Here is a 21,026-nt window from a genome sequence, read left to right on the forward strand (position 1 = left end):
GCGCTCCTGGTAGTAATCACAGGCGGGCGCATCGCAGAGCCCGCAGAACTGGACCGTCCGTGACCCGCACCACCCGCGCTCTCGCCGCGTTCGTCCCGACGACGACCCTCGTGCTCTCCGTGGTGTTCGCCTCCGCCGCACTCGCGCCCGAGGCGATGACCGCGCCGGAAGCGGTGTCGACGCCGACCGCCGCCTCGCCCACGGAGGATGCGGCGCCGACTGCGGACCCCTCCGCTCCCGGTGCGGAATCCGGCGCCTCCGACCGCCGCTCCTCGAGCCCCTCCTCCGCGGACCCCGTCGACCCCGCGCAGCCGACGACCGGCTCCTCCCCCGCGGACCGGCCCGCCACAGACCCGCCCGCCGCGGACCGTCCCGCCGACTCCGCCTCCGCCACCCCGCCCGACGCCGCCGATCCCCTCACCGGCGAGGACCCGGTCCGCACGCCGCCCCTGCTCCACGACCTCGACGGAGTGGACGTCGACGTCGACATCACCCCTCCGGCGCAGCCCGGCTCCCTCTCGCTCTCCGTCGCCGCCGACGCCGTCGACCTCGCCGAGTCGGGCTCCACCGCCCTCCAGCGCCGGTTCACGGGCGGGCTCCCCACGGTCACCGTCACCGACTCGCGCGTCGGCGCGCAGAACGACTGGTACGTCCTCGCCTCGGCGAGCGCCCTCACCGGCCCGAGCGCCTCGATCGGAGCCGACCACCTCGGCTGGACCCCGCGCCTGATCACCGGCACCGGCGCCGTCGCGGGCGATCCGGTCGCCTCCTCCCTCGAGGGCGGCGCGGGCCTGCGCGACGCGCTGCTGCTCGGAGCCGCCGGCGGGGCCGGCACCTGGAGCGCCGACGCCGAGCTGCGGCTGCTGGCCGAGCCGGACGTCGAGGCCGGCTCCTACCGCTCGACGATCACGCTGTCGCTGTTCGCCTAGGCGCGGACCAGCGCAACGGCCGGGGACCGCGCCCCGCGGTCACTCCTGAGCGACCGCGACCGCCACGACGAGCGCGGAGTGGACCGTCGGCTCCGAGACGGCGAAGTAGCGGCTCGAGCCCTCGATCCAGGCCTCGGTCGCACCCTCCCTGGTGCGGAAGCGGACGGGCTCGTCGCTCGAGGTCCCGCGCCCGTCGGCCTTCGCGACCGCCTGCGAGCGCAGATCGGCGAGCACCTGCTCCGCCGTCGTCGCCCCGGAGGCCACGAGGTCGCGGACGCTGCGGGCGCGCACCGCGTCGATCCCGATGTCGCGTCCGGTCGCCAGCGCCGCGACCACCGCGCCGTCGCAGTGCGCGATGCTGATCCGCATCCGCTCCAGCGCCGGGTGCTCGCCGCGGAGCACCGGGCGGCCGTGCGGTCCGGAGCAGCGCTCGCAGCGCGCGTCCACGGCGACCTCGAGGGGATCGATCCCGAGCGTCTCGGCGGCAAGCTCGCGCACGAGGACCCGGCCGAGGAGGAAGCCGTCCCGGACCTCGCGCCGACTCGTCGCCTCGTAGCGCAGGCGCTCGGCGAGGGTGAGCAGGCGCAGCATCCGGTGGCGGGCGGAGTCGAGGACCTCGGGCCGCGCCCAGCGCAGCTGCACGTCGTCGGTGGCGAGGAGGGGGAGTCCGGTCATGCCCCGGACGCTACGCACGCCAGGCGACATCGGCGTGACGGGAGGGTGGCCGGAGGGAGACGGGCCGCTGTTGACTGGGAGGCGTGCAGACCTTCCTCCCCTACCCCGACTTCCACCGCAGCGTCCGCGCCCTCGACGGCAAGCGGCTCGGCAAGCAGCGCGTCGAGACGCTGCAGGTCATGCGGGCGCTGACCGTCCCGGGGTACGGCTGGCAGAACCACCCCGTCACGCGGATGTGGCGGAGCTACCGACCGGCGCTGATGACCTACCAGCGCGAGACCTGCGCGGAGTGGACGGAGCGCGGCTTCGCCGACACGTGCCTCGTGAAGACCGAGGAGGCCCTCGCCGCCGCCCCGGAGGATCTCGCCGCCTACCTGACCGGCGACTACCCGCTTCCGCCGTGGTTCGGCGACGAGCGGCTGCACCTCTCGCACCGCTCGAAGCTCGTGGCCAAGGACGAGGACCACTACGGCCCGCTGTTCCCCGGCACGCCGCCGGGGCTCGACTACCTCTGGCCCGTCGGCGCCTGAGCTCAGGCCGCGGGCGGGCGGAGGAACGGGATCGCGATGCGCGGACGGAACACCTCGCGCTGGTTCGCCTTCACCAGTCCGCAGATGATCAGCACGAAGTGCACCAGCCAGAGCACGGCGAACAGAGTGATCGGGATGCCGATCGGGTAGAAGCCCTTCGCGAGCGGGGTGTCGGAGGCGGCGAAGAGCAGCACGACGTGCGCGCCGAGCGTCACGACCCCGATCAGGATCACCGTCAGGCCCCAGTTCGCCGCGTTCCGCGCGTTCTCGGCGGCGAGCCCGCCCTTCCTCCGGGCGGAGGGGTACACGGACGCCATGACGATGCCGCCCACGATCAGGCTGAGGAACGGGATCCCGATGAACGCGAGGAAGCCGAGAGCGTACGAGAGGGCGCCCGTGGGCGGTGCGGGGACGGCCTGCGGGGGCGCGACCGGAGCGGCCTCCGGGGTCGTCGCGTCGGCCGGTCGGGGGTCGGAGGAGGGGCTCGCCATGCCGACAGCCTAGGGAACACCGTCCCCCGGGTGGCGGTCAGGGTCTTTTCAGGCCTCTGGCCGGGCCTTCGTCTTCGGGGGCTCTCGGGTTAGTCTGTCGAGGTTGACCTGCCGCACGGAGCGTGCAGGGCGTCGGCCGCGGTCGTCGCAGCATCCGGGGGGATTCGCGAAGGAGAAGGTTTGGCGTCCGACAGAAGGACCACCGGCGGTGTGGTCAAGGCGATCGTGGGCTTCCTGGGCATGAGCGTCGTGGCCGGAGTCCTCGTGACCGCCACCGTCACCCCGGCCGTGGCGCTCGCCGGAGTCGCCGCGAACCAGTCGATCGGCGTCTTCGACGGCCTGCCCGACTACCTCGAGGTCGACAAGCTCTCCGAGAAGAGCAACATCTACGCGACCGGCTCCGACGGCCCGCAGCTGCTCGCCTCCTTCTACGTCGAGAACCGCGTCGAGGTGCCGCTCGACCGCATCGCCCAGGCCGCCAAGGACGCCGCCGTCTCGGGTGAGGACCCCCGCTTCTACGACCACGGCGGAGTCGACCTCCCCGGCACCCTCCGCGCCGTCGCGCAGACCTACGTGCTCGGCAACGACGTGCAGGGCGGATCCTCGATCACCCAGCAGTACGTGAAGAACGTCCTCGTCGAGAAGGCAGTCCGCAACATCTCGGACGACGCCGAGCGCGCGGCCGCGATCGACGAGGCCACCCGTACCTCCCCCGAGCGCAAGCTCCGCGAGATGAAGCTCGCCATCGGCCTCGAGAAGCAGTACACCAAGGACCAGATCCTCCAGGGCTACCTCAACATCGCGTTCTTCGGAGGCACCACCTACGGCCTCGAGACCGCCGCGAACTACTACTACGCGACCTCGGCCGCGGACCTCTCGATCGCCCAGGCCGCGAGCCTCATCGCGATCGTCAACAACCCGGCCGTCCTGCGGATCGACCAGCCCGACAACCCGGACAACGGCGCCGCGAACGGCTACGCCCGCAACAAGGACCGCCGCGACTACATCATCGGCAAGATGCTCGAGGAGGGGAAGATCTCGCAGGAGGACCACGACGCCGCCGTCGCCGCTCCGATCGAGCCCCGCATCACCCAGCCCAGCACCGGCTGCTCGACCGCGGGCAACGCGGGCTTCTTCTGCGACTACGTCACCAACGTCCTGAAGAACAACGAGATCTTCGGCGCCGACGAGGACACCCGCTGGACCAACTTCCGCCGCGGCGGCCTCGACGTCTACACGACGCTCGACGTCGGCCTGCAGGATGCGGCCGTCGCCGCCGTCGACGCGCAGGTCCCGCAGACCTGGAACTTCGACGTCGGAGCCGTCTCCGTCAGCGTCGAGGTCGGATCCGGGCGCGTGCTCGCGATGACGCAGAACAAGAAGTACTCGCAGGATCCGGACGTCCTCACGACCGACCCGTCCTACAGCGCCGTGAACTACAGCACCGATCGGGCCAACGGCGGATCCTCCGGGATCCAGCCGGGCTCGACCTACAAGCTCTTCACCCTGGTGGAGTGGCTGAAAGAGGGCCACAGCATCAACGAGTCGGTCGACGGGACGCGCAAGTCCACCTGGGGCACCTTCACGGACTCCTGCGTCTCCGGCGGCACCGACACGAGCAACGAGACGAGCGCGAAGAACGACGAGGGCGGCACCGGCGAGGTCGGCACCCCGGTGTCCTTCACGAAGACCTCCCTCAACACCGGCTTCGTCGGCATGGCCCGTGAGCTCGACCTGTGCGGCATCCGCGACACCGCGGTCGACATGGGCGTGAAGCAGGGCAGCGGCGAGGAGCTCGAGCACAACCCGTCGTCGGTGCTCGGCACGAACTACGTCTCGCCCCTCTCGATGGCCGGCGCCTTCGCCACCATCGCCTCCGGCGGCACGACCTGCGACCCCGTCGCGATCGACCGCATCACCGACTCCGCCGGAGCCGACCAGCCGGTGCCCCCGGCGAACTGCCGCCAGTCGATCGACCGCAACGTCGCCGCCACCGCGGCCGTCGCGCTGCAGGCGACCTTCACCGGCGGCGGGACGGCCGTGGCCTCCCGCACCGGCGACGGCGTTCCGCTGATCGGCAAGACCGGCACCACCGACGACGCGAAGGCCACCTGGATGACCGGAGCGAGCACCCGCGTCGCGACCGCCGTCGGCGTGTTCAACGTGAAGGGTGACGCGAACCTGCGCCTCGGCCGCTACTCCTTCGACTCCGGATCCGCCGCCACCGCGCGCCACCGCATCTGGCCGGTCGTCATGCGCGCCGCCGACGCGACGTACGGCGGGACGGAGTTCCCGGAGGCCGACGGCTCGCTGCAGGTCGTCCCGAAGGTCGACATCCCGGATGTCGTCGGGCTCTCCTCCGCCGACGCCGAGGCCAAGCTCGAGGCGGCCGGCTTCGGCGTCGTGCAGGGCGGCACGGAGGCGAGCGACGCCGCGGTCGGGACGGTCACCCGCGCCGACCCGTCGGGCTCGGCCCCGCGCGGCACCGCGATCACCGTGTTCACCAGCTCCGGCAACCAGAAGACCGTGCCGAACGTGACGGGCCAGGATCTGGAGGCCGCGAAGAACGCCTTCGGCGCAGCCGGCTTCACGAAGATCACGCTCGCCTGCGCCGAGGACCCGAAGGCGCCCGACGCCGGCCAGGTCACCGGGCAGGAGCCGGCCGGCGGCTCCCCCGTCGCTCCGGACGCCACGCTGAAGGTGACGATCACCGCGAAGAAGTGCCCCTGACCGGCGCCTGACGGCTCGCGAGAACGCGTCCGGCCCGCGAGGATCCTCGGATCCCGCGGGCCGGACGCGTTCCTGTCGGACGACGGCGTCGGAGCCGGGCCTACTGCCCGCGGCCCCGGATCGCGCCGACGATCGCGACGGTCGCGAAGTAGACGATGAGGGCCAGCACGCCGAACGAGGCGAGCGCCCCGCTGGCCTCGGCCCAGGGCCGTCGCTCGTCCGTCATGGTGCCGGGCATAACGATGTCGAGGGCGAACATGCCCACCGCCAGGGCGAAGCAGACGAGGCTCAGCACGAGCAGCGCCCGGACCGCCTTGCCCACGGGGTCGTAGTAGCGCGGGTTCGACATCGTGCCTCCGGTTCTCGTGCTCTCGTGTCTATCCCGCCCGGACCGCTGTGGCAAGCCGTGGGGACGCGAAGACCCCCGCCCCTCCCCCTCTGCGGGCGCCGCTCACGATGACGGACGGTGCCGTCGTCACGAGCGGTGTCTCGCGGGAGGAGGAGGGACGGGGGTCGGAGCGGGACCGGCTACGCGGCCAGCGGGAGGGCGGCGGCCGAGGTCACCAGCAGCTCGCCGCCGACGGCGTCGACGCGGACCGCGCCTCCGTCGGAGACTTCGCCGCTGACGAACAGGTCGGCGATCCGGTCGTCGATGGAGCGCTGGACGAGCCGGCGCAGGGGCCGGGCGCCGTACTGCGGCTCGTAGCCGTTCTCGGCGAGCCAGTCGACGGCCGCCTCCGTCACCTCGAGCGTCACCTCGCGGGGAGCGAGGCGGGAGCGCGTGGTGTCGAGGACGATGCCGACGATCTCCCGCAGCTGCTCGCGGCCGAGGCGGCGGAACAGGACGATCTCGTCGATCCGGTTGAGGAACTCGGGGCGCATCGCCTCGCGGAGACGGCCCATGACGCGATCCCGCAGGTCCTTCTCCGAGGCGAAGCCCTCGGCCGACGCGTCGCTCTGAGCGACGAAGCCGAGCGCACCCGACCGCGAGGCCAGGAACTCCGAGCCGAGGTTCGAGGTCATGATGATCACCGTGTTGCGGAAGTCGACCGTCCGCCCCTGGCCGTCGGTCAGACGCCCGTCGTCGAGCACCTGCAGCAGCAGGTTGAACACGTCGGGGTGCGCCTTCTCGATCTCGTCGAAGAGGACCACCGAGTACGGGTTCCGGCGCACGCGCTCGGTCAGCTGACCGGCCTCGTCGTAGCCGACGTACCCGGGAGGGGCGCCGACCAGCCGCGAGACCGTGTGACGCTCGCCGAACTCGCTCATGTCGAAGCGGATGACCGACTGCTCATCGGCGAAGAGGGAGCCCGCGAGGGTGCGCGCCAGCTCCGTCTTGCCGACACCGGTCGGGCCGAGGAAGAGGAACGAGCCGACCGGGCGCGAGGAGTCGCCGAGGCCTGTGCGGCTGCGACGGACAGCCCGGGCGACCGCGGTGACCGCGTCGTCCTGGCCGATGACCCGCTGGTGCAGCTCGGTCTCGAGGTGCGCGAGGCGCTCGCGCTCCCCCTCCGTGAGCCGCGACACCGGGATGCCGGTGGCGCGGGCGATGACGGCCGCGATCTCGGTCTCGCCGACGACCGCTTCCGCGGGGGCACTGCCGGTGGCCGCGTCGAGCTCCGCCTGCACGGCGCTGATCTCGTCGCGGACGCGGGACGCCTCCTCGTAGTGCTCGGCCGAGACGGCCGCGTTCTTGTCGGCCTCCAGGGTCGCCAGACGCTCGAGCAGAGCTCCGGTGTCGACGCCGGCTCCGAGGCGGAGGCGGAGGCGCGCGCCGGCCTGGTCGATCAGGTCGATCGCCTTGTCGGGCAGCACGCGGTCGGTGAGGTACCGGGCCGAGAGCTCGACGGAGGCGCGCAGGGCCTCGTCCGTGAAGCGCACGCGGTGGTGCTCCTCGTAGGCGGGGCGCAGGCCGTGCAGGATGGCGACCGCGTCCTCGATGCCGGGCTCGCCGACGCGGACCGGCTGGAAGCGCCGCTCCAGTGCCGGGTCCTTCTCGATGGTGCGGTACTCCTTGAGCGTGGTGGCGCCGACGAGGTGCAGCTCGCCCCGGGCCAGACGCGGCTTGAGGATGTTGCCCGCGTCCATGCCGCCCTCGCCGCCGCCGCCCGCACCGACCACGGTGTGGACCTCGTCGATGAAGACGATCAGCTCGCCGGAGTGCGCCGCGATCTCGTCCATGGTGCCGGTGAGGCGCTCCTCGAAGTCGCCGCGGTAGCGGGTGCCGGCCAGCATGCCGGGGAGGTCGAGGGAGATCACGCGCTTGCCGCGCAGCTGCTCGGGGACCTCCTCCGCCACGATCGCGCGGGCGAGGCCCTCGACGATCGCGGTCTTGCCGACGCCGGCCTCGCCGACGAGCACCGGGTTGTTCTTGGTGCGGCGGCTGAGGATCTCGACGGTCTGCTCGATCTCGTCGGCGCGCCCGATGACCGGGTCGAGCCGGCCCTCGCGGGCGAGAGCGGTGAGGTCGGTGCCGAACTTGTCGAGCATCGGAGTGTCGGAGGCGGGCTGTCCCGCCTCCTGCTGCTGCGGGGCCTCGGTTTCGCGCATGCCCTGGGTGAGGGCCTCGGCGGTGACGCCGGCGCGGGCGAGGACCTGCCCGGCGGGGGCGTCCTGGCCGAGCACGAGCGCGAAGAAGAGGTGCTCGGGCTCGATGTAGGTCGAGCCGCTGGAGCGGGCGACCTGGTAGGCGTGGAACAGCGCGCGCTGCGCGCTGGGGGTGATGGTGGCCGCGTTCTGCGAGGCGTGGGCCTCGTCGGCCTGCGGGAGGCGCGCCTCCGCGGCGGTGGCGATGGCGGCGGGGTCGACGCCGATGCGGCGCACGGCCTGCGAGACGGTCTCGTCGTCGATGAGCACGCGGAGCACGTGCAGGGCGTCGAGCTCGGTCTGGCCGCGCTCGAGGGCGAAGCGTCCTGCGGACTGCAGGATGTCGCGGGTACGGGCGGTGAGGAATCGGCTGAGGTCGATCGACCGCGCCGCGCGGGCGCGCTCACCGTCGAGGTAGCGGGCGAGGAAGTCGTCGAACGAGCTCGCTCCGGCCTCGCTGTAGTTGTCGGGCACCTGTCCTCCTGAGGAAGTTGAGTCGGTTACGCTCAAGTTCAACGCAGGGGTGCCGTTCCTATTCCCGCCCCTCCCCCGCGAGATGCCGCTTCGGTCCACGGCATACCGCGACGGGCGTTCCGACCGGCGTCTCGCGGGGACGGGAAGAGGCACGGACTCCGGGGAGTCCGTGCCTCTCTGCGCCGACGCGCATTTCCTCCGGGGTGGGAGCTCTAGGGGACGAGGTAGCCCGCCGCGCGGAACAGCTCGTACCACTCCGGCCGCGTGAGCGGCAGATCGGAGCCGAGGGCCGCATCGCGCACGCGCTGCTCGTTCGTCGTGCCGAGCACGACCTGCATGCCCGCCGGGTGGCGGGTGATCCAGGCGGTGGCCACGGCGATCGCCGGGACCCCGTACGTCGCTGCGAGCCGGTCGATGACGGCGTTCAGCTCGGGATAGGCCGGGTTGTCGAGGAAGACGCCGGTGAAGAACCCCGCCTGGAAGGGCGACCAGGCCTGCACGGTGATGTCGTTCAGGCGGCAGTAGTCGAGGATGCCGGCGTCGCGCATGACGGACTGGTCCTCGCCGACCATGTTGGAGGCGACGCCCTGCGCGATCAGCGGCGCATGGGTGATCGAGAGCTGCAGCTGGTTCGCCACGATCGGCTGGTTCAGCGACTTCTTCAACAGCTCGATCTGGTACGGCGTCTGGTTCGAGACGCCGAAGTGCTTCACCTTGCCGGACGCGTGCAGCTCGTCGAACGCGCGGGCCACCTCATCGGGCTCGACGAGCGCGTCGGGCCGGTGCAGGAGCAGCACGTCGACGTAGTCGGTGCGCAGCGCCTTCAGCGAGCCCTCGACCGAGGCGATCAGGTGCTCGTACGAGAAGTCGAAGTAGGGGCCGTCCGGGACGATGCCCGCCTTGGTCTGCAGGACGACCTGCTCGCGCTCCGACGGGGTGAGCGCCATCGCCTCGGCGAAGCGCTCCTCGCAGCGGTGCAGCTCGCCGCCGTACACGTCGGCGTGGTCGAAGAAGTCGATGCCGGAGTCGCGGGCGGCGCCGACGAGGCCGCGGATCGCCTCGTCGCTCATCTCGGGGATGCGCATGAGGCCGAGGACGACGTTCGGGGAGTCGACACCGGAGGTGCCGAGGGGGACGTGCTTCACAGGGAGTGCTCCTTCGTTGGATACCTCGTCCACGGTAGGCGCCCCGCCTGGGCGCCGTCCAACAGGGGGCGCTGGTGCGATTCATCCGGTGGAGTGGTGAATCGGCGGAGGGCGTTGAGGATGCCGGACGAACGTGGTGCCGCGACGCCGATTCCGCGGCAGGGAGGGAGTCCTTCGTCGTTCGTCCTGAGTTCTGAACGGCTTGTCCGCGTATCCCGACGGTGGAAGGCTGCCGCCATGACGATCGAGGTGCGCGCGGCCACCGTCTTCGACGACCTGGCGACGATGGTCGGCCCGAAGCGCCCCGACGCGAGCGTGTGCTGGTGCCTGAGCTACCGGCTCCGCTCCTCCGTCGAGAACCGGGCTCTCGCCGGTCCCGCTCGCGGCGCCCGGGTGCGGGAGCTCGTCGCGGAGGACCCTCCGCCCGGCGTCCTCGCGTACGACGGCGACCAGGTGGTCGGCTGGGCGGCGGTGCACCCCCGGGCCGACACGAGCTACGCGACGAACCGGCGCATCCCGCACGTGGACGCCCTCGACGCATGGAGCGTGTGGTGCCTCCGCGTGCGGCCCGGCTTCCGCGGGCGCGGGATCTCGCATCCGCTGCTCGAGGGCGCCGTCGAGTTCGCCCGAGCCCACGGGGCACCGGCGATCGAGGGCTACCCGGTCGACAACGCCGGCACGGAGGTCGACCGGACGATGGCGTACGTCGGCACGCGCTCGCTGTTCGAGCGCGCCGGCTTCGAGAAGGCCGCGGACACGACCTCGGTGCTCGACGGCTTCCCCCGGGTGCTGATGCGCCTGGCCCTCTGAGGCGCGCACGACGGCCGCTCCGGCCCCGCTCCGCGAGACACCGACGTGCCGCGCGAGGCGCCGCCGACAGGACGGCGCCTCGGCGACAGGGCGGCGCCTCGCCGGGTGCGGTGACCCGGCGCCCGCCCGCCGCCCGGAGACGAGGAACGGCCCCTCACCCGCGAGGGGAGGGGCCGTTCGCCGTGGAGGCCGGGACGTGGTGTCGACGCCTAGAAGTCCCAGTCCTCGTCCTCGGTGTTCACGGCCTTGCCGATCACGTAGGAGGAGCCGGAGCCCGAGAAGAAGTCGTGGTTCTCGTCCGCGTTGGGCGAGAGGGCCGACAGGATCGCGGGGTTCACATCGGTGACCTGCTTGGGGAACATCGGCTCGTAGCCGAGGTTCATCAGCGCCTTGTTGGCGTTGTAGTGCAGGAACTTCTTGACGTCCTCGGTCAGGCCGAGCTGGTCGTAGAGGTCCTGCGTGTACTGCGCCTCGTTGTCGTAGAGCTCGTAGAGCAGCGAGAACGTGTAGTCCTTGATCTCGTCGCGCTTGGCCTGGTCGACCCGCTCGAGTCCCTTCTGGAACTTGTAGCCGATGTAGTAGCCGTGCACGGCCTCGTCGCGGATGATCAGGCGCACGAGGTCGGCCGTGTTGGTGAGCTTGGCGCGCGAGGACCAGTACATCGGCAGGTAGAAGCCCGAGTAGAAGAGGAACGACTCCAGCAGCGTGGAGGCGACCTTCCGCTTCAGCGGGTCGTCGCCGCGGTAGTAGTCCATCACGATGGACGCCTTCTTCTGCAGGTTCGGGTTCTCCATCGACCAGCGGAAGGCCTCGTCGATGTCCTGGGTGTTCGACAGGGTCGAGAACACCGAGGAGTACGACTTGGCGTGGACCGACTCCATGAACGCGATGTTCGTGTAGACGGCCTCCTCGTGAGGCGTGATCGCGTCCGGGATGAGCGAGACGGCGCCGACGGTGCCCTGCACGGTGTCGAGCAGGGTGAGCCCGGTGAACACGCGCATGGTGAGCTGCTGCTCCTGGTGCGTGAGCGTGTTCCACGACTGGATGTCGTTCGACAGCGGGACCTTCTCGGGCAGCCAGAAGTTGCTCGTGAGGCGGTTCCACACCTCGACGTCCTTGTCGTCCTGGATCCGGTTCCAGTTGATCGCCTGGACGGAGTCGACGAGCTTGAGCTTCTCGGGGGGAGTCATGATTCCTTCTCGCTGCTGCGGATGGGTCGTGCGGAGGGGGGTGGGGCTGCGTGCTCTAGAGCATGCACGAGACGCACTGGTCGAGCTCGGTGCCCTCGAGCGCCAGCTGACGGATGCGGATGTAGTAGATCGTCTTGATGCCCTTGCGCCAGGCGTAGATCTGGGCGCGGTTGACGTCGCGGGTGGTCGCCGTGTCCTTGAAGAAGAGCGTGAGCGAGAGGCCCTGGTCGACGTGCTGCGTGGCGGCGGCGTAGGTGTCGATGATCTTCTCGTAGCCGATCTCGTACGCGTCCTGGTAGTACTCCAGGTTGTCGTTCGTCATGAACGGCGCCGGGTAGTAGACGCGGCCGAGCTTGCCCTCCTTGCGGATCTCGATCTTCGACGCGATCGGGTGGATCGAGGACGTCGAGTTGTTGATGTACGAGATCGAGCCGGTCGGCGGGACGGCCTGCAGGTTCTGGTTGTAGATGCCGTGCTCCATGACCGAGGCCTTGAGCGCACGCCAGTCGTCCCGGGTGGGGACCGCGATGCCCGAGTCGGCGAAGAGGCGGGAGACGCGCTCGGTGGCCGGCGCCCACTCCTTCTCGGTGTAGGTGTCGAAGAACTCGCCCGAGGCGTACTTCGAGTCGGCGAAGCCCTCGAAGGTGGTGCCGCGCTCGATGGAGAGGTTGTTGGAGGCGCGCAGGGCGTGGAACAGCACCGAGTAGAAGTAGATGTTGGTGAAGTCGATGCCCTCCTCGGATCCGTAGTGGATCCGCTCGCGGGCGAGGTAGCCGTGCAGGTTCATCTGGCCGAGGCCGATGGCGTGCGACTTGTCGTTGCCGTCCTCGATCGAGCGGACCGAGGTGATGTGCGACTGGTCGGACACCGAGGTGAGGCCGCGGATCGCGGTCTCGATGGTGCGGCCGAAGTCGGGCGAGTCCATCGTCAGCGCGATGTTCAGCGACCCGAGGTTGCAGGAGATGTCCTTGCCGATCTGCGCGTAGGAGAGGTCCTCGTTGTAGGTCGTCGGAGTGTTGACCTGGAGGATCTCGGAGCAGAGGTTGGACATGTTGATGCGGCCCTTGATCGGGTTCGCCTGGTTCACCGTGTCCTCGAACACGATGTAGGGGTAGCCCGACTCGAACTGGATCTCGGCGATGGTCTGGAAGAACTCGCGCGCCGAGATCTTGGTCTTCTTGATGCGCGGGTCGTCGACCATCTCGCGGTACTTCTCCGAGAGGGAGATGTCGCCGAAGGGGATGCCGTAGACCCGCTCGACGTCGTAGGGCGAGAAGAGGTACATGTCCTCGTTGTTCTTCGCGAGCTCGAACGTGATGTCGGGCACGACGACGCCGAGGGAGAGCGTCTTGATGCGGATCTTCTCGTCGGCGTTCTCGCGCTTGGTGTCGAGGAAGCGGAGGATGTCGGGGTGGTGCGCCGAGAGGTACACCGCTCCCGCGCCCTGGCGCGCGCCGAGCTGGTTGGCGTAGCTGAAGCTGTCCTCGAGGAGCTTCATCACGGGGATGATGCCCGAGGACTGGTTCTCGATCTGCTTGATCGGGGCGCCGGCCTCGCGGATGTTCGAGAGCGAGAGGGCGACGCCGCCGCCGCGCTTGGAGAGCTGGAGCGCGGAGTTGATGCCGCGGGCGATCGACTCCATGTTGTCCTCGATGCGCAGCAGGAAGCAGGAGACGAGCTCGCCGCGCTGGGCCTTGCCTGTGTTGAGGAAGGTCGGGGTCGCGGGCTGGAAGCGGCCGGCGACGATCTCCTCGACGAGGGCGGTCGCGAGCGTCTCGTCGCCCTGGGCGAGGCCGAGGGCGGTCATCACGACGCGGTCCTCGAAGCGCTCGAGGTAGCGCTTCCCGTCGAACGTCTTGAGCGTGTACGAGGTGTAGTACTTGAACGCGCCGAGGAAGGTCGCGAAACGGAACTTCTTCGAGTACGCCAGGTCGTTGAGCTGCTGGATGAACTCGAACGAGTACTGGTCGAGCACGGCCTGCTCGTAGTACTCCTTCTCGACCAGGTAGTCGAGGCGCTCCTTGAGCGTGTGGAAGAACACCGTGTTCTGGTTGACGTGCTGCAGGAAGAACTCGCGAGCGGCCTCGCGGTCCTTGTCGAACTGGATCTCTCCGTTCGGGCCGTAGAGGTTCAGCATCGCGTTGAGCGAGTGGTAGTCCATCTGTGCGGCGTCGCGGGGAGCGTCGATCACTGCTGCGTCCAAAACGTGTCCAATCCTTCGTCGACGGCGCGGACGTCGTCGGGTGTTCCGAATACTTCGAATCGATAGAGGTGCGGCACCTCGCACTTGCGGGCGATGATGTCGCCGGCGAGGCAGTACGCCTCGCCGAAGTTCGTGTTGCCGGCGCCGATGACGCCGCGGATCAGGGAGCGGTTGCACGGATCGTTGAGGAACCGGATGACCTGCTTGGGGACCGCTCCTCCGCCGTTGCCGCCGCCGTAGGTGGGGAGGACGAGCACGTACGGCTCGTGGACGTGGAGCGTGTCGAGGGCGGCTCCGTCGCGGCGGGCGTGGAGCGGGATGCGCTGCGCCGGCCGTCCGAGCTTCTCGATGAACCGGTGCGTGTTCCCCGAGCTGCTGGAGAAGTACACGAGCCCGCTCATCCTTCGGCCCCTCTCCCCGTCAGCTGCTGTTCTCGGTCCCGCCTCTGAGGCGACTGCGTGGTGAGCCGCAAGGCGGAGGAGGAAGCCGCAGCGGCGCTACGGCGCCCGCCGACGACGTCGCGGATCGCCGCCCGTGCGCCTCAGAGGGTCGCGATCTTGTCGGGGCGGAAGCCGGACCAGTGGTCGTCGTCCGTGATGACGACCGGCGCCTGGAGGTAGCCGAGGGCCTTGACGGCCTCGAGGGCCTTCTCGTCCACGGAGAGGTCGAACACCTCGTAGTCGATGCCCTTGCTGTCGAGGGCGCGGTACGTCGCGGTGCACTGGACGCAGGAGGGCTTGGTGTAGACCGTCACAGCCATGGGTGTCGCCTTTCGGAGGGGGTGTCCCGGTGCCGCTCCCCGACCGGCGGCTCGCGATGCGGGCGGGGTCGGAGGGTGGTCCGGGTGAGTTCTGGGTGCCGGTGGGGCTCTCGCTCCGACCTGCTCAGCAATACTACATATAGGGGGCGGGCCGGTGTCAGCCCACTAGACGTAGTAGTTACAGCCGTGTAGTTATCCACCGGTTCCTCGCCCGTTCATCCACAGGCCGGAGCCCGTGGAACCGCGGAAGGACGCGGATCCGGACGAACCATCCACAGGTGTGGACAGAAGGATCCCGTTCACTATGTACAACGCGCCACGGCGTGTCGGCATGCCCGACCGGTGGGGTCCGCGCGGCGGCTCGACCACAAGATGTGGTGGTCGGATCGCATCGCGGTGCATGCCCGGACGGTGCGCCCGACCACCGACACCGCGAACGGTCAGAGGAGCTGCGCGGCCCACTCCCGGGCGACGGCGCGCAGGTGCGGGAGCGGGTCCGCGAGGGCCGCGGACGAGGAGCCCGCCGCCTCCGTCAGCGACACCGCCGCGGTGAAGCCGGGAGTCGGCGTCGCGATCGCCCCGGCGACGAGGAGCGTCCGCGCCCCGGCCGCCTCGGCGAGCGCGAGGACGTGCACCGGGACCTTGCCGGCGGCGGACTGCGCGTCGAAGCGCCCCTCCCCCGTGATGACGACGTCCGCGCCCGCGAGGAGCGCCGGGAGCCCGATCGCCCGTCCGACGGCGTCGGCGCCGGAGGTCGGGCGCGCGCCCCAGGCGAGCAGCCCGAAGCCCGTCCCGCCCGCCGCCCCGGAGCCCGGCGCATCGGGATCCGCGTCCAGGTGCGCGGCGAGACGGCGGAGGCCGCTCTCGAGGAGGAGGACGTCCTCGGGGCCGGCCCCCTTCTGCGGTCCGAAGACGCGGGCCGCCCCGGAGTCGCCGAGCAGCGGGGTCGCGACGTCGCTGAGCACGACCGCGCCTCCGGGCGGCAGAGGACGCAGCGCGCGGAGGTCGGCGGCGGCGAGCGCGGGCAGCGCACCGCCTCCCTCGCCGAGGTCGCGGCCGGAGGCGGTGGAGAAGCGTGCGCCGAGCTCGCGGAGCGCTCCGACTCCGCCGTCGGTCGAGGCGCTGCCGCCGATCGCCAGCAGCAGGGCGTGCGCCCCCGCGTCGAGGGCGGCGGCGATCGCGCGGCCGAAGCCGCGCGTGTGCGCGGTGAGCGGTCGGAGCGGGTCGAGCAGCGTGATGCCGCTCGTGGAGGCGAGCTCGACGACGGCTGTCCCGTCGGGGAGCAGCAGCCACCAGGCGCGGACCGGCCGGTCGTCCGGGCCGGGGACGACGACCGGCCGCCGAAGCGACCCCGGGACCGCGAGTGCTAAGGCCTCGACCGTGCCCTCTCCTCCGTCGGCCATCGGCGCGAGGACGATCTCGTCCCCCGGGCGCGCAGCGCTCCAGCCCTCGGCGATCGCCCGCGCGACCTCGACCGCGCTCGCCGACCCCTTGAAGGAGTCGGGCGCGACGACGACCCTCAGCCTGCCCACGCAATCAGTGTGGCACCGCGCCCGGCGCTCAGAGCGGGGTCGCGAGCCGGTAGCCGCGCTTGATCACCGTCGCCACGAGCCGCGGTTCGGGGAGGGCCTGACGGAGGCGGCTGACGGCGACGTCGACCGCGTGGTCGTCGAGAGCCTCCGGCGCGGAGGCCGCGAGGACGTGACGCGCGACGGTCGCGCCCTCGGCGGCGACGAGAGTCCGGAACAGCGCGAGCGCGACCGGGGTCAGCGCCACCCGGGTCCCGGCCAGGACGGCGTGCCGGCCTCGGAGCTCGAGAACGCCGAAGGCCGTCTCGATGCGGGGCGACGCCTGCTCGAGGTGCTCGCAGGTCAGGCGGATGAGCGCGCCCATCCGGAACCGGTCCGGCACGACCGGGAGGATCCCTGCCTCGACCAGGGGTGCTGCGGTCACGGGGCCCACGGCGGCGGCGACCACCGTCTCGCGGAAGGCCGCCTGGAGGTCGTCGAGGCGGCCCGCGGCCTCCGCGACCGTGAAGAGCGCCTCCACCGCCGGCGCGCTGGTGAAGGTGACGGCGTCGATGCCCCCTCCGCAGACCGCGTCGATCAGCCGCAGCACCCGGGCGGAGTCCTCGTGCACGCTCCAGCGGTAGGGCGCGGCCGTGAGCACCCGGGCGCCGGCGTCGCGGAGACGCTGCAGCTGAGCCGGGTCGGTGAATCCGTGCAGCTGCACCGCGATCGTGCGGCCGGCGACGCCCTCGCGCAGGGCCAGGTCGACGAGGGAGGTGGTCGTCTCGCGCTCGCTCATCCCGTGGTCGTCGAGACCCGCCGCACGGATCGCTCCGCGCGCCTTGGGTCCGCGGACGAGGATCCGCGCGGAGGACAGCGCGTCGGCCAGCTCGATCCCCGCGGCGTCCGCGGCCTCGAGCCAGCGCCGCAGGCCGTAGGAGGTGGTGGCGAGGAGCACGTCGGGACGGGCGGCGACGATGGCGCGGGTCTCCTCCTCGAGCGCGCCCTCGGTGTCGACGCCGCGCATGCGGATGGTGGGGGCGTGCGTGACGGCGGCACCGCGGCGCTCGAACGCGGCGATCAGGTCCTCGGAGCGGCGGTCGGAGGTGACCCCGATGCGGAAGCCGTCCAGCTGGTCGGGTCGGAACCCCACGGCGGCGTCGGGATCGGTGCCGGTCATGCTCGGCCCCCTCGGGGTCTCACGCGGTCAGTGCATCGACCGCTCGGGCGATGCTCTCGGGGTCCCCCGCATCATGGCACGCGGCCTGCCGGACCACCTCGCCGATGACGATCACGGCGGGCGAGCGCGGTGCCAGCTCGGCGAGCAGGCCGAGCACTCCGCCGACCGACGAGACCGTCGTGCGCTGGTCGCGCGACCAGCCCCGCTCGACGATCGCGAGGGGCGTGTCGGCGCGCATCCCGGCGCGCTGCAGCCCGGCGACGAGGTGCGGGAGGGTGTTCACGCCCATCAGCACCACGATCGTCCCGCCCAGCCCGGCCAGATGGCCGAGCTCCTGCTCGCTGAACGGCGCATGGCCCGAGACCACGGTGAAGGCCCTGCTGACCTCGCGGTGGGTGACCGGGATCCCGGCGGCGGCGGGCACCGAGATCGCGCTGGTCACTCCGGGGACGACCGTGGAGCCGACGCCGGCGAGCCGGCACGCGCGCACCTCCTCCGACCCGCGGCCGAACACGAACGGATCGCCGCCCTTCAGGCGCACGACGTCCAGACCCGCGAGGGCCCGCTCGATCATCAGCCGCTCGATCTCGTGCTGCGGCACCGCATGATGACCCGGCGTCTTGCCGACGTCGATCAGCTCGGCGCCGGGCGCCCACTCGGCCAGGCCCTCGTGCGGACCGAGCCGGTCGTAGAGCACCACGTCCGCGTCGCGGAGGGCGCGGCGGGCGGCGAGGGTCATCAGATCCGGATCGCCGGGGCCGCCGCCGACGATGCTGACGTGCCCGACCGGCCGGGTCGGCGCGGGGGCCTCGTCGACGATCCAGGGGCAGAGCTCGGCCGCCGCTGCTCGGAGCGGCGCCGGCCCCTCCACCCACACGATCAGGGCCGGGGGCGCCGGGGTGAGCGCGTCCTCCGCCTCGTGCCGCTCGACGAGTGCGCCGGCGGCTCGGTAGCGGGCGAGCACGCGGCGGGTCCCGGAGGCGGTGCCGATCACGAGCACACGGCGTCCGGCGAGGTCGAGGGAGAGCTGCATCACGAGTCCGATCCGATCCCGGCCGGACCGACGGGGATCCTCGGCCCCGCGACCAGCACGGGTCCGTCCGGTCTCTCGTCCCGGCCGGCGGGCCGGACCTGCCCGCGCTCGCGCACGGTCGCGACGCGCGGATCCGCGGTGTCCGGGGCGTTCACGAAGGAGCGGAAGCGGCGGAGCCGGTCGGGATCGGCGAGGGTCGCCGCCCACTCGTCGACGTAGGTGTCGACGTGCGTGGCCATGGCGGCCTCCAGCTCGGCGGCGATGCCGAGCGAGTCCTCGCAGACCACCTCGCGCACGTGCTCGAGTCCGCCGGGGAGCTCCTCCTGCCAGCGTGCGGTCCGCTGGAGCCGCTCGGCCGTCCGCACGTAGTACATGACGTAGCGGTCGATGTAGCGCACCAGGGTCTCGTCGTCGAGGTCCTGCGCGAGCAGCTGGGCGTGCGCCGGCTGGTAGCCGCCGTTGCCGCCGACGTAGAGGTTCCAGCCGAGGTCGCTCGCGATGACGCCGATGTCCTTCCCCCGCGCCTCGGCGCACTCGCGGGCGCAGCCGCTGACCCCGAGCTTGAACTTGTGCGGCGAGCGGAGACCCCGGTACCGCTCCTCGAGGAAGACCGCCATCCCGACCGCGTCCTGGACTCCGAAGCGGCACCAGGTCGATCCGACGCACGACTTGACCGTGCGCAGCGACTTGCCGTACGCCTGACCCGACTCGAAGCCGGCGTCGACGAGGAGGCGCCAGATCTCGGGCAGCTGCTCGAGGCGGGCGCCGAACATGTCGATCCGCTGCCCGCCGGTGATCTTCGTGTAGAGGCCGTACTGCTCGGCGACCTCGGCGATCACCTTGAGCTTCGCCGGCGTGATCTCGCCCCCGGGGATCCGCGGGACGACGGAGTAGGTGCCGTCCTTCTGCATGTTGGCCAGGGCGCGGTCGTTGGTGTCCTGCAGCGGCGCCTGGCCGCCGTCGAGGATGTAGGCGTTCGTCTGGGTGGCGAGGACGGAGGCGATCACCGGCTTGCACACGTCGCAGCCCAGCCCGGAGCCGAAGCGCTCCATCACCTGCTCGGCCGAGTGCAGCCCGAGGATGCGGACCGACTCGAACAGCTCGCTGCGGCTGAGCGCCACATGCTCGCAGAGGGCGCGGGAGACCTCGACGCCCGCACGGATCAGCTCCGTGTCGAGCAGCTTCTTCACCAGGGGCACGCACGATCCGCACTGGGTGCCCGCGCGGGTGCAGGCCTTGAGCGGCCCCAGCTCGGTGCACCCCTCGCCGATCGCGTGGCGGACCTCGCCGACCGAGACGTTGTTGCACGAGCAGACCTGGGCGTCGTCCGGAAGGTCGCCCGAGGGCGCCTCCGCCCCCGCCGCCGCGAGGTAGGCGCCGGGCTCGGCCGGCAGCTCGCGCCCCAGCAGCGGGCGGAGGGAGGAGTAGGGGCCCGCGTCGCCGACGAACATCCCGCCGAGCAGCGTGCGCGCATCGTCCGAGACGACGACCTTCTGGTAGAGACCGCGGGCCGGATCGGCGTAGACGACCTCGAGCGCTCCCTCCGTGGTGCCGAGGGCGTCGCCGAAGCTGGCGACCTCCACGCCCGAGAGCTTGAGCTTGGTGGCGTCGTCGACCCCCGGGAAGGTCGCGTCGCCGCCGAGGATCCGGTCGGCGACCACCTCCGCCATCGCGTTGGCGGGTGCGACGAGCCCGACCGTGCGGCCGGCGATCGCGGCGACCTCGCCGATGGCCCAGACTCCCGCCCTGCTGGTGCGGCAGGCCTCGTCGACGACCACGCCTCCGCGCGGTGCGACCTCGATCCCGACCGCTCGGGCGAGCTCGTCGCGCGCCGTGATCCCGATGGAGAAGACCACGAGATCGGCGCTGATGCTGCTGCCGTCGGTCAGCGCGACGCCGAGCACCGTCCCCGTCGGCGAGGTGAGGATCGCGGTGGGCCGGTTGCCGAGGTGCAGCGCGATCCCCTGCGCCGAGATGATGCGGCCGAGGGCCTGCCCGGCGCCCTCGTCGAGCTGCGCGCTCATCAGCCAGCGGCCGGAGTGGACGAGGGCGGTGCGCGCACCGAGCCGGTGCGCGCCTCCCGCCGCCTCGAGGCCGAGCAGACCGCCGCCGACCACGACCACGATCGCGGGGCGTCCGCGCCGGGCGCGGAACGCGGCGAGCTCGGCGACGAGCCCGTCCACGTCCTCGAGCGTGCGGTAGACGCGGCCGTGCTCGGCGCCCTCGATCGGCGGGACCGTGGCGGAGGAGCCCGTCGCCAGGACGATCTCGTCGCCCTCGAGGGAGCGGCCGTCCGCGAGCTCGACGCGCAGGCGGTCGGGATCGATCGCGACGACACGGGAGGAGGTGATCAGCCGCGCCGACTCCCACAGAGCGCCGTCGCCCAGAGTCAGGTCGTGCTCGCCGTCGAGGCGCTTCGAGAGTGCGACGCGGTCGTAGGGACGGTGCACCTCCTCGCCGAGGACGGTGATCTCCAGCGCCTGGTCGCCGGCCCGGGCGACGAGCGCGTCGACCAGGCGGTGCGCGGCGGGTCCCGCTCCGACGACGAGCACGCGTCGGGGCCGGGCGGCGGGGTTCGCTCCAGGAGTCATGACGTCCACCGTAGGGACGGCCCGTTTCCCCGCCGTTGCCCCGGTGTAACAGCGTGTGACGCGCGCCTCTCGGCGAGCGCCGCAGGCCGTGAGGGCTTCGTTACGCCCGTGACACCGGAGGCGTGCTCGCACGAAACGCGCGATCCCTACCGTTGCCTCATCGCGTCCGACCGGATGCGGTGGCCCACCCG

The 21,026-nt window shown here is 71.6% G+C and carries 17 protein-coding genes; 4 read left to right on the forward strand and 13 right to left on the reverse strand.

Translation table 11 applies throughout. From position 1 onward, the window contains the following. The first annotated feature begins 59 nt into the window (after nucleotides 1–59). Nucleotides 60–929, forward strand: a complete 870-nt coding sequence (locus C5C25_RS13645; protein ID WP_104250926.1) for a hypothetical protein — start codon at nucleotides 60–62, stop codon at nucleotides 927–929. Between the two features lie 39 nt (nucleotides 930–968). Here the strand turns inward: C5C25_RS13645 and C5C25_RS13650 are convergent, their stop codons facing one another. After that, nucleotides 969–1,604, reverse strand: coding sequence for a 4'-phosphopantetheinyl transferase superfamily protein (locus tag C5C25_RS13650; protein ID WP_104250927.1), 636 nt, complete (start codon nucleotides 1,602–1,604; stop codon nucleotides 969–971). An 83-nt stretch (nucleotides 1,605–1,687) separates the two neighbouring features. Here C5C25_RS13650 and C5C25_RS13655 point away from each other — a divergent pair, with 83 nt between their 5' ends. Continuing rightward, complete coding sequence (locus tag C5C25_RS13655; protein WP_104250928.1) at nucleotides 1,688–2,134, forward strand: MSMEG_6728 family protein; 447 nt, start codon at nucleotides 1,688–1,690, stop codon at nucleotides 2,132–2,134. Between the two features lie 2 nt (nucleotides 2,135–2,136). Here C5C25_RS13655 and C5C25_RS13660 read toward each other — a convergent pair whose 3' ends face one another. Continuing rightward, on the reverse strand, nucleotides 2,137–2,625 hold the full coding sequence (locus C5C25_RS13660; protein ID WP_104250929.1) for a DUF4870 domain-containing protein: 489 nt from the start codon (nucleotides 2,623–2,625) through the stop codon (nucleotides 2,137–2,139). 180 nt (nucleotides 2,626–2,805) lie between these two features. Here C5C25_RS13660 and C5C25_RS13665 point away from each other — a divergent pair, with 180 nt between their 5' ends. Then, nucleotides 2,806–5,355, forward strand: a complete 2,550-nt coding sequence (locus tag C5C25_RS13665; RefSeq protein WP_258068718.1) for a transglycosylase domain-containing protein — start codon at nucleotides 2,806–2,808, stop codon at nucleotides 5,353–5,355. A gap of 100 nt (nucleotides 5,356–5,455) precedes the next feature. On the opposite strand, the gene C5C25_RS13670 is transcribed toward C5C25_RS13665, so the two are convergent. The 3 genes from C5C25_RS13670 to C5C25_RS13680 form a co-directional block, all read right to left on the reverse strand. Then, the gene (locus C5C25_RS13670; protein WP_104224361.1) at nucleotides 5,456–5,704 is read right to left on the reverse strand and encodes a hypothetical protein; all 249 of its coding nucleotides are present in this window, start codon (nucleotides 5,702–5,704) and stop codon (nucleotides 5,456–5,458) included. Between the two features lie 179 nt (nucleotides 5,705–5,883). After that, nucleotides 5,884–8,415, reverse strand: coding sequence for an ATP-dependent Clp protease ATP-binding subunit (locus C5C25_RS13675; protein WP_104250930.1), 2,532 nt, complete (start codon nucleotides 8,413–8,415; stop codon nucleotides 5,884–5,886). Nucleotides 8,416–8,627: 212 nt separating this feature from the next. After that, complete coding sequence (locus tag C5C25_RS13680) at nucleotides 8,628–9,560, reverse strand: aldo/keto reductase family oxidoreductase (RefSeq protein ID WP_258059515.1); 933 nt, start codon at nucleotides 9,558–9,560, stop codon at nucleotides 8,628–8,630. A 237-nt stretch (nucleotides 9,561–9,797) separates the two neighbouring features. Between C5C25_RS13680 and C5C25_RS13685 the strand changes: the two genes are divergently transcribed. Further along, complete coding sequence (locus C5C25_RS13685; protein WP_104250931.1) at nucleotides 9,798–10,370, forward strand: GNAT family N-acetyltransferase; 573 nt, start codon at nucleotides 9,798–9,800, stop codon at nucleotides 10,368–10,370. A gap of 209 nt (nucleotides 10,371–10,579) precedes the next feature. Here C5C25_RS13685 and nrdF read toward each other — a convergent pair whose 3' ends face one another. From nrdF to nirB, 8 genes are all read right to left on the reverse strand, one after another. Next, nucleotides 10,580–11,560 carry a class 1b ribonucleoside-diphosphate reductase subunit beta gene (gene nrdF, locus C5C25_RS13690; protein ID WP_104224358.1) on the reverse strand — a complete coding sequence of 327 codons (981 nt, stop codon included), beginning with the start codon at nucleotides 11,558–11,560 and terminating at the stop codon, nucleotides 10,580–10,582. A gap of 55 nt (nucleotides 11,561–11,615) precedes the next feature. Then, nucleotides 11,616–13,721 carry a class 1b ribonucleoside-diphosphate reductase subunit alpha gene (gene nrdE, locus C5C25_RS13695; protein WP_104250945.1) on the reverse strand — a complete coding sequence of 702 codons (2,106 nt, stop codon included), beginning with the start codon at nucleotides 13,719–13,721 and terminating at the stop codon, nucleotides 11,616–11,618. Nucleotides 13,722–13,747: 26 nt separating this feature from the next. Further along, nucleotides 13,748–14,164, reverse strand: coding sequence for a class Ib ribonucleoside-diphosphate reductase assembly flavoprotein NrdI (nrdI, locus tag C5C25_RS13700; protein ID WP_104224357.1), 417 nt, complete (start codon nucleotides 14,162–14,164; stop codon nucleotides 13,748–13,750). Nucleotides 14,165–14,304: 140 nt separating this feature from the next. Then, a complete protein-coding gene (gene nrdH, locus C5C25_RS13705) occupies nucleotides 14,305–14,523 on the reverse strand; it encodes a glutaredoxin-like protein NrdH (protein ID WP_068255139.1) in 219 nt (72 codons plus the stop codon). Between the two features lie 440 nt (nucleotides 14,524–14,963). Beyond that, nucleotides 14,964–16,046 (reverse strand): glycerate kinase, encoded by a 1,083-nt coding sequence (locus tag C5C25_RS13710; RefSeq protein ID WP_219814412.1) that lies wholly within the window; start codon nucleotides 16,044–16,046, stop codon nucleotides 14,964–14,966. A 37-nt stretch (nucleotides 16,047–16,083) separates the two neighbouring features. Further along, complete coding sequence (locus C5C25_RS13715) at nucleotides 16,084–17,211, reverse strand: uroporphyrinogen-III synthase (RefSeq protein ID WP_104250933.1); 1,128 nt, start codon at nucleotides 17,209–17,211, stop codon at nucleotides 16,084–16,086. Between the two features lie 19 nt (nucleotides 17,212–17,230). Next, nucleotides 17,231–18,244, reverse strand: a complete 1,014-nt coding sequence (cobA, locus tag C5C25_RS13720; RefSeq protein WP_104227191.1) for a uroporphyrinogen-III C-methyltransferase — start codon at nucleotides 18,242–18,244, stop codon at nucleotides 17,231–17,233. Then, the gene (gene nirB / locus C5C25_RS13725) at nucleotides 18,244–20,835 is read right to left on the reverse strand and encodes a nitrite reductase large subunit NirB (RefSeq protein ID WP_104224354.1); all 2,592 of its coding nucleotides are present in this window, start codon (nucleotides 20,833–20,835) and stop codon (nucleotides 18,244–18,246) included. Before nirB ends, cobA begins: the two co-directional genes overlap by 1 nt. Nucleotides 20,836–21,026: the final 191 nt, after the last annotated feature.

Origin of the sequence: Rathayibacter sp. AY2B9 (assembly GCF_002931595.1) — a bacterium.
Lineage (GTDB): Bacteria > Actinomycetota > Actinomycetes > Actinomycetales > Microbacteriaceae > Rathayibacter.

Coding starts and splice junctions, on each gene's coding strand:
- C5C25_RS13650 (WP_104250927.1), bottom strand. CDS start 1,604: ATGACCGGACTCCCCCTCCTCGCCACCGACGACGTGCAGCTGCGCTGG.
- nrdI (WP_104224357.1), bottom strand. CDS start 14,164: ATGAGCGGGCTCGTGTACTTCTCCAGCAGCTCGGGGAACACGCACCGG.
- nrdE (WP_104250945.1), bottom strand. CDS start 13,721: ATGGACTACCACTCGCTCAACGCGATGCTGAACCTCTACGGCCCGAAC.
- nrdF (WP_104224358.1), bottom strand. CDS start 11,560: ATGACTCCCCCCGAGAAGCTCAAGCTCGTCGACTCCGTCCAGGCGATC.
- cobA (WP_104227191.1), bottom strand. CDS start 18,244: ATGCAGCTCTCCCTCGACCTCGCCGGACGCCGTGTGCTCGTGATCGGC.
- C5C25_RS13685 (WP_104250931.1), top strand. CDS start 9,798: ATGACGATCGAGGTGCGCGCGGCCACCGTCTTCGACGACCTGGCGACG.
- nirB (WP_104224354.1), bottom strand. CDS start 20,835: ATGACTCCTGGAGCGAACCCCGCCGCCCGGCCCCGACGCGTGCTCGTC.
- C5C25_RS13660 (WP_104250929.1), bottom strand. CDS start 2,625: ATGGCGAGCCCCTCCTCCGACCCCCGACCGGCCGACGCGACGACCCCG.
- C5C25_RS13670 (WP_104224361.1), bottom strand. CDS start 5,704: ATGTCGAACCCGCGCTACTACGACCCCGTGGGCAAGGCGGTCCGGGCG.
- C5C25_RS13715 (WP_104250933.1), bottom strand. CDS start 17,211: ATGACCGGCACCGATCCCGACGCCGCCGTGGGGTTCCGACCCGACCAG.
- nrdH (WP_068255139.1), bottom strand. CDS start 14,523: ATGGCTGTGACGGTCTACACCAAGCCCTCCTGCGTCCAGTGCACCGCG.